Here is a 12,204-nt window from a genome sequence, read left to right as displayed (position 1 = left end):
GGTGTCAGGGCGTGCCGCCTGACGGGCAGACGGCTTCAGGGCAGAGCAGGGCTGAACTGGCGGAGTTGGCGGAACAGGGCAGGGCAGGGCTGAGCAGGGCAGGCCAGGCTGAGCGGGGTGGGGCGGGCGCGGTGGTGCGGGCAGGGCGGGACCCGGCCGGGCGGTGCGGGGCGCTGTGCTGGTGGTCGCGGCAGGGTGGTGCGGCGGGGGACTACGCGGGCGAGAACAGGTGGTCGCTGATGAGCCGGGCCGCGCCGGTCACGCCGGCGTTCTGGCCCAGCTCGCCCAGCACGATGGGCAGGTTGCCGGTCGCCAGGGGCAGCGACTGGCGGTAGACCTGGGTGCGGATCGAGGCGAGCAGGGTGTGGCCGAGGCCGGTGACCCCGCCGCCGATCACCACCAGGCCGGGGTTGAAGAAGGACACCAGTGCGGCTATGACCTGGCCGGTGCGGGTGCCGCCCTCCCGGATCAGGTCGAGGCAGGTGGCGTCGCCCGCGGCGGCCGCGGCGGCGACGTCGACGGCGCTGAGCGTGCCGTTCGCCTCCAGCCGGGCGGCCAGCTCGGGCGAGTGGCCCTGCTGGGCCGCCTCCACCGCGTCGCGGGCGAGGGCCGCTCCGCTGAAGTGGGCCTCCAGGCACCCGCGGTTGCCGCAGGCACAGGGACGTCCGTCGGGCACGGCCTGGATGTGCCCGATGTCGCCCGCGCTGCCCGTGGCGCCGCGGTGCACCTCGCCGCCGACGACGATGCCGCAGCCGATGCCGGTGCCGATCTTGACGCAGAGGAAGTCGCCCACGGAGCGGGCGACGCCCGCGTGCTGCTCCCCCATCGCCATCAGGTTCACGTCGTTGTCGACCATGACCGGGCAGCCGAGCTCCTGGCTGAGCGCCTCCCGTACCGGGAAGCCGTCCCAGCCGGGCATGATCGGGGGTGCCACGGGGACGCCCTCGGGGAAGCGGACCGGCCCGGGGACGCCGATGCCGGCGCCGTCGAACCCCTCCGCGAGTCCGGACGCCCTCAACTTGGCCGCCATGGCGAGGACTTGCTCGAAGACCGCGACCGGGCCCTCGCGCACGTCCATCGGCTGGTTCAGATGGCCCAGCACCTCCAGTTCGGCGTTGGTGACGGCGACGTCGACCGAGGTGGCGCCGATGTCGACGCCGAGGAAGCGCAGTTCGGGCGCGAGCCGGACGTTGTGGGAGCGGCGGCCGCCGCGTGAGGCGGCGAGCCCGTCGGCGACGACCAGCCCGGTCTCCAGGAGCCGGTCCACCTCCACGGCCAGCTTGGACCGTGACAGGTCGACGCGATCGCCCAGTTGGGCCCGGGAGCTGGGACCGGAGTCGCGCAGCAGCTTCAGCAGCCGGGCCTGGTGCGCGTTGGCAGGTCGTGCGGTCATCCGTCTCACGAGCCCCTCCCCGCCTCGATTCGGCCTCAGCACACCGGGATCCGGCCATCCGGCCGGGTTGCTTTCGAGGGGAAAGTAGCAGTGGCTGCCGGGTGTGGGAAGAAGTCGCGCAGGAATTGCCGCCAACTTTCTCCACTCACAGGACAAAGTGGTCCGCGAGCGCGGGAGCGGGCGGCCCGCCGTGCGGCTCCCGGACGCCCCAGCACCCACCCGGTGAGCGATCGGGCCCCCCGCGCCGTGCCGTCGCCCGGCTCACGGGCAGCGCACCACCTGCCCGGCGTACGACAGGTTGCCGCCGAAGCCGAAGAACAGCACCGGGTCCCCGGTGCGGACGGCGCCCTGTTCGAGCAGCTTGGAGAAGGCGAGCGGGATGCTGGCGGCCGAGGTGTTGCCGGACTCGCAGACGTCGCGGGCGATGACCGCGTTGACGGCGCCGAGCTTCTCGGCGAGCGGTTCGATGATGCGCAGGTTCGCCTGGTGCAGGACGACGGCGGCGAGGTCCGCCGGGCCGATCCCGGCCCGCTCGCAGGTCTGCCGGGCGAGCGGCGGCAGCCGGGTGGTGGCCCACCGGTAGACGCTCTGGCCCTCCTGGGCGAACCGCGGGGGCGTGCCCTCGATCCGTACCGCGTGCCCCATCTCGGGCACGGACCCCCACAGCACCGGCCCGATGCCGGGCTCCTCTCCCGGTGCGGCGGCCTCCACCACGGCGGCGCCCGCCCCGTCGCCGACGAGCACGCAGGTCGTCCGGTCGCTCCAGTCGGTGACGTCGGACATCTTGTCGGCGCCGATGACGAGGGCCCGCGCCGCGGCACCGGCGCGCACCGCGTGGTCGGCGGTGGCCAGGGCGTGCGTGAAGCCGGCGCAGACGACGTTGACGTCCATCGCCGCCGGCCGCGGGATCCCCAGCCGGGCGGCGACGCGGGCCGCCGTGTTCGGGGAGCGGTCGACGGCCGTGGACGTGGCGACCAGCACCAGGTCGATGTCGCCGGGTGCGAGGCCGGCCGCGGCGAGGGCCTTGGCGGCGGCGTGCGCGGCGAGTTCGTCGACGGGCTCGTCGGGCCCGGCGACGTGGCGGGTCCGGATGCCCACCCGCGTCCTGATCCACTCGTCGCTGGTGTCGACCAGACCCGCCAGGTCCTCGTTGGTGAGTACCCGGGCGGGCTGGTAGTGGCCGACCGCGGTGATGCGCGAGCCGTTCATCGGGTGGTTCCCCTCGTTGCCGTGGGTGGCGTGATCACCCAGTCTGATCAGTGACCCGCGGGTAGGGCGGCAGGCGAGGGCACAGGATTCGGACGCCCGGCTTGTCGGCTTCGGTCAGACGCTCGGACGCCCGAGTACCTATCCGGTGAACAACTGCGCCGCCTTGCGCACGAGCTCGTAGAGCCCGTAGGCGAGGGGTGCCCCGACCCACAGCCAGGCGAGGACGACCAGCGGACGGCGCTCAGGCGGACTCGGACTGCTGTCGTGCGACATCGCTGTCCTTCCTCGGTGCGGGCACATGGTGGCGCGGGTGGACGGGCCGGATCAGTTCGTTGGCGGCGAAGCCCACGACGAGCAGCCCGATCATGATGGTGAACGACAGCCCGTACAGGGACGCGCCGCGTCTGCCGGCGGCCTCCTGGTGGTCGGCGATCCAGTTGACGATGAGCGGTCCGAGGACGCCGGCGGTCGACCAGGCGGTGAGCAGCCGGCCGTGGATGGCACCGACCTGGTAGGTGCCGAAGAGGTCCTTCAGGTAGGCGGGGACGGTGGCGAAGCCGCCGCCGTAGAAGGACAGCACGACCAGCGCGCACAGGACGAACAGCGGGGTGGACGTGTCGCCGAACAGGGCGATCAGCAGGTACATCAGCGCGCCGACGCCCAGGTAGAGGCGGTAGACGTTCTTCCGCCCGATCCGGTCGGACGCCGACGACCAGCCGATGCGGCCGGCCATGTTGGCCGCCGACAGCAGCGCGACGAAGCCTGCGGCGGCCGGGGCCGTGACGGGCGAGGAGGTGTCAGCGAAGAAGTCCGTGATCATCGGCGCGGCCTTCTCCAGGATGCCGATGCCGGCGGTGACGTTGGTGCACAGCACGAGCCACAGGCACCAGAACTGCGGGGTGCGGACGGCGCCACGGGCCGACACCCGCACGCCGGTGGCGGCGCCCGGGCCGGCCGTGGCGCGCTCCTCGGCGCGCGGCACGCGGATCAGCAGGACGCCGAGCGACATGAAGACCGCGTACGACAGTCCGTGCACGCAGAACGCCAGGGCGATCCCGGAGTGGCCGGTGCCGAAGGACTGCAGCATCTGCGCCGACCAGGGCGAGGCGATGAGGGCGCCGCCGCCGAAGCCCATGATGGCGATGCCGGTGGCCGTGCCCGGCCGGTCCGGGAACCACTTGATCAGGGTGGAGACCGGGGAGATGTAGCCGATGCCGAGGCCGATCCCGCCGATGACGCCGTAGCCGAGGACGATCAGCCAGTACTGCCGGGTCTGCGCGCCGAGCGCGGAGACGAGGAAGCCCGAGGAGAAGCAGACGAGGGCGACGGTCATGGCCCAGCGGGGGCCCCTGCGCTCGACGAGGGTGCCGCCGAACGCGGCGGACAGGCCGAGCATCACGATGGCGAGCTGGAAGGGCAGCGCGCTCTGGGTGCCGTCGAGGCCGAGGGCGGATTCGAGCGGCGGTTTGAACACGCTCCAGGCGTAGGCCTGGCCGATGGCGAGGTGGACGGAGAGCGCGGCGGGCGGGACCAGCCAGCGGCTCCATCCCGGGGGTGCGACCGGGGGACTCATGAAACCCGGACGGTAGGAAGCGGCGGGCGGGAGAGGGAAGGCGCGGGTCGATCGTGTGCGGTGAACGGTATGCACGGTGCGACAAGCGGTCGCCGCCGGCGGGTTCCCCGATCGGCGTCCGGCAGGCGGGCACCCCCGCCGCCGTTCGACCCGCGTGCGGCGGGTACCTGGAACCAGCCGGCCCCGGACGCGGACCACCACGGTCCGCGCCCACCGCGGAGGGGCCGGCTGGTTCGCTCTCCCCGTGCAGGAGAATGAGACCGCCGAGGTCACCCGGCCGCACGACGGCCAGGTGAGCCACGGCAAACCTCCGCACCAAGGGCCGATGCGGCCGCCAGCACCTACAGAACCGGGGCTGATCAGGACATGGGACGAGTGACGGAACGACGCAAGGTGATCCGGATCCGCGACGGGGCGGTCTCCACCCGGCCGGACACGCTCGTCGCCGAGGAACCCCTGGAGATCCGGCTGAACGGCAGGCCACTGGCGATCACCATGCGCACCCCGGGCGACGACTTCGCGCTCGCGGCGGGCTTCCTGGTCAGCGAGGGGGTCCTCGGCGCCGCGTCCGAGCTGCAGAACATCGTCTACTGCGCGGGGGCGACGGCCGACGGCCGCAACACCTACAACGTGGTCGACGTGCAGACCGCGCCGGACGTGGCCCTCCCCGACATCACGCTGGAGCGCAACGTCTACACGACGTCCTCCTGCGGGCTGTGCGGCAAGGCGAGCCTCGACGCGGTGCGGACGACGGCGCGCTGGCCGATCGCCGACACTCCCCCGGTCCGGGTCGCCCCCGAGCTCCTCGCCGCTCTCCCGGACCGGCTGCGCGCGGCCCAGCGGGTCTTCGACCGGACCGGAGGGCTGCACGCGGCGGCGCTGTTCAGCGAGGACGGCGAGCTGCTGGACGTCCGGGAGGACGTGGGCCGGCACAACGCGGTCGACAAGCTGGTCGGCCGGGCCCTGCAGGACGGCGCGCTGCCGCTGTCCCGGGTGATCCTGCTGGTGTCGGGGCGGGCCTCGTTCGAGCTGGCGCAGAAGGCGGTGATGGCCGGCATCCCGGTCCTCGCGGCGGTGTCGGCACCCTCCTCGCTCGCGGTGGACCTGGCCACGGAGACGGGCCTGACCCTGGTGGGCTTCCTCAGGGGCAGCTCCATGAACGTGTACGCGGGCGAGGAGCGGGTCGCCCTGCGGACCGCGGCGGCCCGGGGCTGACCGGTCGCCGCGGCACAGGGGCGGTGCCCCGTCGGCGGGGCGCACCCCTCGCGCCGCCGCGCCCCCGGTCACCCCGAGCGCCCGTGCCGGGGTGCGGCCGCACCCCGGACGCCTGAACCGCGCGGCGCGGTCTCAGCCCCGGGCGGCCCGAGCCCGGGGGCCGGTGCGGCGTGACGTCCTGGAAGGGCGGGCGTCCCGCCGCCTGCCGGCCGGGAGTGTCCCCCGCGCACGCCGCCCCGCGTCCCGGCACCCGGACCGGGCGGCCGGTTGGGCGGTTGGGCGGTTGGCCGGGACACTCCCTGCCACCAGCCGGGGCGGTCCGGCGCGGGGCGGGCGGATGCGGGCCGCGGCTCAGTGTCGGCGCGTCGGCGGCCCGGCCGCCGCCGACGACTCCGCGGCCGGGGGCGCGGACGCGGCGGGATCCTCCGGGACGTCCCGCGCGCGGCGTTTGGCGATCACCGCGCAGACCATCAGCTGCATCTGGTGGAACAGCATCAGCGGCAGCACGGCGAGCGAGGCGTGGGCCCCGAACAGGACGCTCGCCATGGGCAGGCCCGAGGCGAGGGACTTCTTCGAACCGGCGAACTGGATGGCGACCCGGTCCTCGCGGCCGAAGCCCAGCGCGCGGGCGCCGTACCAGGTCAGGGCGAGCATCACGGCGAGCAGCACCCCCTCGACGAGGAGCAGTTCGCCGAGCCGCAGCGGGCTGACCTGGTGCCAGATGCCGCGCACCATGCCCTCGCTGAACGCGGTGTAGACGACGAGCAGGATCGCGCCCCGGTCGACGAGTCCGAGCACCTTCCGGTGCCGGGCGACGAAGCCGCCGGTCCACGGCCGCAGCACCTGCCCGGCGACGAACGGTACGAGCAGTTGCAGCACGATCGTCACCAGCGAGTGGGCCGAGAAGCCGCCGCCGCCGCTGCCGAGCAGTCCCGCCGCCAGCAGCGGGGTCACGACGATGCCGACCAGCGAGGAGAAGGAGCCGGCGCAGATCGCGGCGGGCACGTTGCCGCGGGCGATCGAGGTGAAGGCGATCGACGACTGGATGGTCGACGGGACGAGGGTGAGGAAGAGCAGGCCCTGGTAGAGCGGCTGGGACAGCAGCACGGGGACGAGGCCGCGGGCGGCGAGGCCGAGCAGCGGGAAGATCACGAAGGTGCAGGCCAGGACGGTGACGTGCAGCCGCCAGTGGCGGAACCCGTCCAGGGCCTCACGGGTGGACAGCCGGGCACCGTAGAGAAAGAAGAGGAAGGCGATCGCGGCGGTGGAGGCGCCGGAGACCACGTGGGAGGCCGTGCCGCGGGCCGGGAGCAGCGCCGCGACGCCGACCGTCCCGATCAGCAGCGCGAGGTAGGGGTCGATCGGCAGCCAGCTCGGCCGGCGCAGGCGTTTCACGGTGCTCCACTTGCTCGTGCTCTCGGCGGTGGGACCGGGGTCCCGGGACGTGCGGGGGCCGGCGTCCCCGCACAGCACGGAATAAGGGATTCCGCCGATGCGGGACCGGCGAGGTCCCCTCTTCATCCTGCTCCGGCCGCCGGCGATCGGGAATCCGTCATACCGTTCTGACTGTCATCACGAACGGTGATGGCCGCTCCCGTCCGGCGATAGCCTGAAGCCGTGTACGACCCCGCTCAGCTGCGCACCTTCCTCGCGGTGGCGCAGACCCTCAGCTTCACCCGGGCCGCGCGGCGGCTCGGGGTGCGCCAGTCGACCGTGAGCCAGCACGTGCGCCGTCTGGAGGACGCCGTCGGGCGCCCGCTGTTCTCGCGGGACACCCACTCCGTGGCGCTGACCGAGGACGGCGAGGCGATGCTCGGCTTCGCTCGCCGGATCCTGGAGGTGCACGAGCAGGCGGCGGCGTTCTTCACGGGCACCCGGGTGCGCGGCCGGCTGCGGTTCGGCGCGTCGGAGGACTTCGTCCTGACCCGGCTGCCGGAGATCCTCGAGGGGTTCCGCTACGAACACCCCGAGGTCGACCTGGAGCTGACGGTGGAGCTGTCGGGCACGCTGCACGAGCAGCTCGCCGCCGGCAAGCTCGACCTGGTGCTCGCCAAGCGCCGTCCGGAGGACCCGCGCGGTCAGCTGGTGTGGCACGACCGGCTGGTGTGGATCGGCGCGGAGCGGCTGCGCCTGGACCCGGACCGCCCGGTGCCGCTGATCGTGTATCCGCCGCCCGGCATCTCCCGTGCGCTGGCCTTCGAGGCGCTGCAGCGGCAGGGGCGGCCGTGGCGCATCGCGTGCACCAGCGGCAGCCTCAACGGGCTGATCGCGGCGGCGCGGGCGGGTCTCGGGGTGATGGCGCACTCGCGCGGGCTGATCCCGCCGGGCCTGGTGCAGGTCCCCGACCGGATGGGACTCCCGGAGCTGGGACAGGTGGACTTCGTCCTGGTGCACGGCCGGCGGCGGCCTTCCGCCCAGGACGCGGCGGACGCCCTGGCGGCGGCCGTCCTGGCGGCCGGCGACCGGCTGCAGCGGCGCTGAGCGGCCGTCCGGGGAGCGCCGTGCCCCGCGCCGGCCCGGTGGCGCGCCCGGTGCTCTTCCCGGCCCGGCGTCCACGGTCTCCGCCGGGCCGGGTGACGGATCGCGGTGCGCGAACGCTGGAACAGGTGACGGCGCGCGCCGGCGCCCGTGGCAGGCGGGCGCCGGTGATCAGGTCGTACAGATTCGGTGGAGATTACGGCCCGGGAGCTTACGCATGCGTAAGGAATTTGGCCCGGCCCTTCCGCATGTGAGCGCATTTTCCGGAGCTGACCTGCACATACGTGTGCAGTCGCACGCTTTCGGCCCCCCTGCCGCCCCGCCGCACGGTGGGGTAGCTTTCACGGCGCTGTGCGGGGCGTCACAAAGGAGCGGGAGCGGGTTTGCGCGAGTTCACCAGTCCTCCGGCGACGTCGGCACCCCCGGTGGGCGGACTGGCCGACGTCGTCTACCGGCATGCCGAGGAGGACCCGCTGCGCATCGCCCTGGGCCGCAAGGACGAGAGCGGGCAGTGGCGCGACGTGACCGCGGCGGAGTTCCGCGACGAGGTGCTGGCGCTGGCCAAGGGGCTGCTCGCCCAGGGCGTCCGCTTCGGCGACCGGGTGGCGATCATGTCCCGTACCCGGTACGAGTGGACGCTGTTCGACTTCGCGCTGTGGTCGATCGGCGCCCAGGTCGTGCCGGTCTATCCCACGTCGTCGGCCGAGCAGTGCTTCTGGATGCTGTACGACGCGGAGGTGTCGGCGGCCGTCGTCGAGCACGAGGACCACGCGATGACGATCGCCACCGTCATCGACCGGCTGCCGCGGCTGCGCCGGCTGTGGCAGCTGGACGCGGGCGCCGTGCGGGAGCTGTACGACGCCGGCGTGCACATCGACGACGCGACGGTGCACCGGCACCGGGAGGCGGTCACCCCCGAGTCGATCGCGACGGTCATCTACACCTCGGGGACCACCGGCCGCCCCAAGGGGTGCGTCCTGACCCACGGCAACTTCATGTTCGAGGCGGACACCGTCATGGAGCGGTGGGAGCCGGTGTTCCACACCAAGCAGGGCGACGAGGCGTCGACCCTGCTGTTCCTGCCGCTGGCGCACGTCTTCGGGCGGATGGTGGAGGTGGCCGCCATCCGCGGCAAGGTCCGCCTCGGCCACCAGCCGCAGCTGAACGCCGCCGCCCTGCTGCCCGACCTGCAGACGTTCCGGCCGACGTTCATCCTCGCCGTGCCGTACATCTTCGAGAAGGTGTTCAACGCCGCCCGGCGCAAGGCGGAGAAGGACGGCAGGGCAGGACCCTTCGAGAAGGCCGTCGACGTCGCCGTGAAGTACGCGGACGCGGTGGAGGCGAAGGCCTGGGGCATCGGTCCCGGTCCCTCGGCGGGCCTGCGCATGCAGCACCAGTTCTTCGACAAGCTGGTGTACGCGAAGCTGCGCGCCGCGATGGGCGGTCGGCTGCGGAACGCGATGTCCGGCGGATCGGCGATGGACCGCGGCCTCGGCCTGTTCTTCGCGGGCGCCGGCGTGCAGATCTACGAGGGCTACGGCCTGACCGAGTCCACCGCCGCCGCCACCGCCAATCCGCCCGAGCGCACCCGCTACGGCACCGTCGGGCAGCCCATCCCCGGCGTCACCGTGCACATCGCCGACGACGGCGAGGTCTGGCTGCACGGCGGCAACGTCTTCCAGGGCTACCTCAACAACCAGAAGGCCACCGACGAGGCCCTGCACGACGGCTGGCTGGCCACCGGCGACCTGGGCTCCCTGGACGAGGACGGCTACCTCACCATCACCGGCCGCAAGAAGGAGATCCTGGTGACCTCCGGCGGCAAGAGCGTCTCGCCGGGGCTGCTGGAGGAACGCGTCCGCGACCACCCGCTCGTCGCGCAGTGCATCGTCGTGGGCAATGACCGCCCCTACGTCGCCGCGCTGGTCACCCTGGAGCAGGAGGCCGTCGAGCACTGGCTGCAGATGCGCCACAAGCCGCGGATGTCCGCCGCCGAACTGGTGCGCGACGCCGACCTGGAGATGGAGGTGCGGCGGGCGGTGGTAGCGGCCAACACGCTGGTCTCCCAGGCCGAGTCCATCCGCACCTTCCGCATCCTCGCGCAGCCCTTCACCGAGGAGCACGGCCTGCTCACGCCGTCGCTGAAGCTGAAGCGCAAGGCGATCGAGAACGCCTACGCCGACGAGGTCGAGGCGCTGTACCGGGCCTGAAACGGGTATCCGGCCCCGTGCACCGCCGGGGCACCACCCGGCGGTCCGCCGACTCCCGACGGCACGGGCCGGGGTTCCGGCCGACCGGACGGGATCGTTTTCCGGCCAATCCTGCCCGCACAGGCGGCCTCACCGGCCGACTCCGGACGGTTGGGCCGGTCAGGAATGCATTGCCGTCCGTGATCGTTGACCATGTCGGTACCACCTGACGACAACCGAAGGATCAAGAGCTCGTGAGCAGCAAGGTCCCCCCGATCATCCTCAACAACGGCGTCGAGATGCCCCAGCTGGGCTTCGGCGTCTGGCAGGTGCCGGACGACGAGGCGGAGCGGGCCGTCGCCACCGCGCTGGAGGCCGGGTACCGCAGCATCGACACAGCGGCGATCTACGGCAACGAAGAGGGCACCGGCAAGGCCGTCGCCGCCTCGGGCGTCCCGCGCGAGGAACTCTTCGTCACCACCAAGCTCTGGAACAGGGACCAGGGGTACGACTCCACGCTGCGCGCCTTCGACGCCTCCCTGGAGAAGCTCGGCCTGGAGTACGTGGACCTGTACCTGATCCACTGGCCGCTGCCGTCCAAGGACGCCTTCGTCGAGACGTACAACGCGTTCGAGAAGATATACGCCGACGGCCGCGCCCGGGCGATCGGTGTCTCCAACTTCCTCCCGGAACACCTGGAGCGCCTCATCTCCGAGACGTCGGTCGTCCCGGCGGTCAACCAGATCGAGCTGCACCCGCACCTGCAGCAGCAGGCGGCCCGCGAGTTCCACGCGGAGCGGGGCATCGCCACGGAGGCATGGTCGCCGCTCGGCCAGGGCAAGGGCCTGCTGGAGGTTCCCGCGATCGTGGCGATCGCGCGGAAGCACGACCGCACCCCGGCGCAGGTCGTGCTGCGCTGGCACATCCAGCTCGGCAACGTCGTCATCCCGAAGTCGGTGACGCCGTCCCGGATCAAGGAGAACATCGAGGTGTTCGGCTTCAGCCTGGACGACGAGGACCTCGCCGCGATCAGCGCCCTGAACGAGGACCGGCGGCTCGGCCCGGACCCGGCCACGTTCGACGTGGCCTGAGGACCACCGGTACCACGGGTGCCCCGCACCGCCGGACGGCGGCGCGGGGCACCTCGTGCGTCCGGTCCCGCACCCGGCGGTCCGGTGACACGGCGGCCCGGGCCTGATCACCACGCCTCGGGGGCCCCGGCGCGGCTCAGAGCGGTCGGACGGCGGTGTGGACGGTGTGCGCCGCCAGCAGAAACACGTCCGGCCGGCGCCGCAGGCCCGCCGGGTCGTCCGGGTCGAGGAGACGGTCGAGGGTGGCGCGGTCGTCGGCGTCGAGGGTCTCTCCGCAGGTGTCACGGGTCCGGGTCAGGAACGCGACCAGGTGCGCGCGGGCCCGGTCGGACGCGGGGGCGGGCAGGTCCAGCAGGAAGCTGCGGGTGCCGGTGTGCTTCAGGCCGGCCGCGGTCAGCAGCACGGGCCAGTCCTCGGTCTCGGCGACGGCTCCGGGCAGGTCGGCCCGCATCCGCGCGAACCACTCCTCCTGCACCGCGTCGAGCCGTGCCTGCAGCCCCGGGCGGCCGATGCCGATGTCGCGGGGCAGGAACCGTGCGGGCAGCCCGCCCTCCAGCAGGGCCAGGGTGCCGCCGGGCGCCAGCCGGGCGGCGAACGCCGTGAGCGCGACCTTCTGGTCGCCGAGGTGGTGCAGGCTGCGGCTCGCCCACAGCAGGTCGGCCGGGTGGTCCAGCCGCTCCAGCACGCCGGGCAGTTCACCGGTGACGGTGCCGAAGCGCCCGGCGAAGCCCTGGCGGGCGGCCCGGTCGCGGGCCCGCTCGAGCAGCGGCTCGGAACTGTCGACGGCCACGACCCGGGCGCCCGGGAACGTCTCGGCGAACAGGCACGACACGACGCCGGGTCCGCTGCCCGCGTCGACGATCAGGCCCGGCGCGGGCGTCGTCCCGGCCAGCCAGGCCAGGGCCCGCGCGTACAGCGGGGTGAACAGCTCCGCCTGCGTCTCCAGCTCTGCGGCGAGCTCCGCCCAGTCCAGGGCGGTGTGGTGGTGGCCGGGGTCGTGGTGCCGGTGGCCGGAGGACGGGGTGTCGTGGGCCTGGTGTGCCATGGTCGTCAGCC

The 12,204-nt window shown here is 73.3% G+C and carries 10 protein-coding genes; 4 read left to right on the top strand and 6 right to left on the bottom strand.

Features of this window, described 5'->3' with window-relative positions; all coding sequences use genetic code 11:
- Positions 1-211: 211 nt before the first annotated feature.
- The 4 genes from ACWDNY_RS01355 to ACWDNY_RS01340 form a co-directional block, all read right to left on the bottom strand.
- Entirely contained in the window at positions 212-1,393 is a 1,182-nt protein-coding gene (locus ACWDNY_RS01355; protein ID WP_451643629.1) for an ROK family protein, read from the bottom strand.
- A 261-nt stretch (positions 1,394-1,654) separates the two neighbouring features.
- Positions 1,655-2,602, bottom strand: coding sequence for a beta-ketoacyl-ACP synthase III (locus ACWDNY_RS01350; protein WP_451643628.1), 948 nt, complete (start codon positions 2,600-2,602; stop codon positions 1,655-1,657).
- Between the two features lie 138 nt (positions 2,603-2,740).
- Positions 2,741-2,875: an MFS transporter small subunit gene (locus ACWDNY_RS01345; RefSeq protein ID WP_451643627.1), complete on the bottom strand. Its 135-nt coding sequence runs from the start codon at positions 2,873-2,875 to the stop codon at positions 2,741-2,743.
- The gene (locus tag ACWDNY_RS01340) at positions 2,844-4,175 is read right to left on the bottom strand and encodes an OFA family MFS transporter (RefSeq protein WP_451643626.1); all 1,332 of its coding nucleotides are present in this window, start codon (positions 4,173-4,175) and stop codon (positions 2,844-2,846) included. The genes ACWDNY_RS01345 and ACWDNY_RS01340 overlap by 32 nt, the downstream gene beginning before the upstream one ends.
- A gap of 366 nt (positions 4,176-4,541) precedes the next feature.
- On the opposite strand from ACWDNY_RS01340, the gene fdhD reads away from it, so the two are divergent.
- A complete protein-coding gene (fdhD, locus tag ACWDNY_RS01335; protein WP_451643625.1) occupies positions 4,542-5,390 on the top strand; it encodes a formate dehydrogenase accessory sulfurtransferase FdhD in 849 nt (282 codons plus the stop codon).
- A 351-nt stretch (positions 5,391-5,741) separates the two neighbouring features.
- Here fdhD and ACWDNY_RS01330 read toward each other — a convergent pair whose 3' ends face one another.
- Positions 5,742-6,785 (bottom strand): bile acid:sodium symporter family protein, encoded by a 1,044-nt coding sequence (locus tag ACWDNY_RS01330; protein WP_451643624.1) that lies wholly within the window; start codon positions 6,783-6,785, stop codon positions 5,742-5,744.
- A gap of 222 nt (positions 6,786-7,007) precedes the next feature.
- On the opposite strand from ACWDNY_RS01330, the gene ACWDNY_RS01325 reads away from it, so the two are divergent.
- The 3 genes from ACWDNY_RS01325 to ACWDNY_RS01315 all read left to right on the top strand — a co-directional run bounded on the left by ACWDNY_RS01325 (position 7,008) and on the right by ACWDNY_RS01315 (position 11,148).
- A complete protein-coding gene (locus ACWDNY_RS01325; RefSeq protein ID WP_451643623.1) occupies positions 7,008-7,871 on the top strand; it encodes a LysR substrate-binding domain-containing protein in 864 nt (287 codons plus the stop codon).
- 380 nt (positions 7,872-8,251) lie between these two features.
- Positions 8,252-10,078 carry an AMP-dependent synthetase/ligase gene (locus ACWDNY_RS01320; protein WP_451643622.1) on the top strand — a complete coding sequence of 609 codons (1,827 nt, stop codon included), beginning with the start codon at positions 8,252-8,254 and terminating at the stop codon, positions 10,076-10,078.
- 233 nt (positions 10,079-10,311) lie between these two features.
- Positions 10,312-11,148 (top strand): aldo/keto reductase, encoded by an 837-nt coding sequence (locus tag ACWDNY_RS01315; RefSeq protein ID WP_451643621.1) that lies wholly within the window; start codon positions 10,312-10,314, stop codon positions 11,146-11,148.
- Between the two features lie 136 nt (positions 11,149-11,284).
- Here the strand turns inward: ACWDNY_RS01315 and ACWDNY_RS01310 are convergent, their stop codons facing one another.
- Positions 11,285-12,193, bottom strand: coding sequence for a class I SAM-dependent methyltransferase (locus ACWDNY_RS01310; protein WP_451643620.1), 909 nt, complete (start codon positions 12,191-12,193; stop codon positions 11,285-11,287).
- Positions 12,194-12,204: the final 11 nt, after the last annotated feature.

It is taken from the genome of Streptomyces sp. NPDC003697 (genome assembly GCF_053587115.1).
The sequence above is the reverse complement of the archived record's forward strand: the minus strand, read 5'-3'. Positions and strand labels throughout refer to the sequence as shown.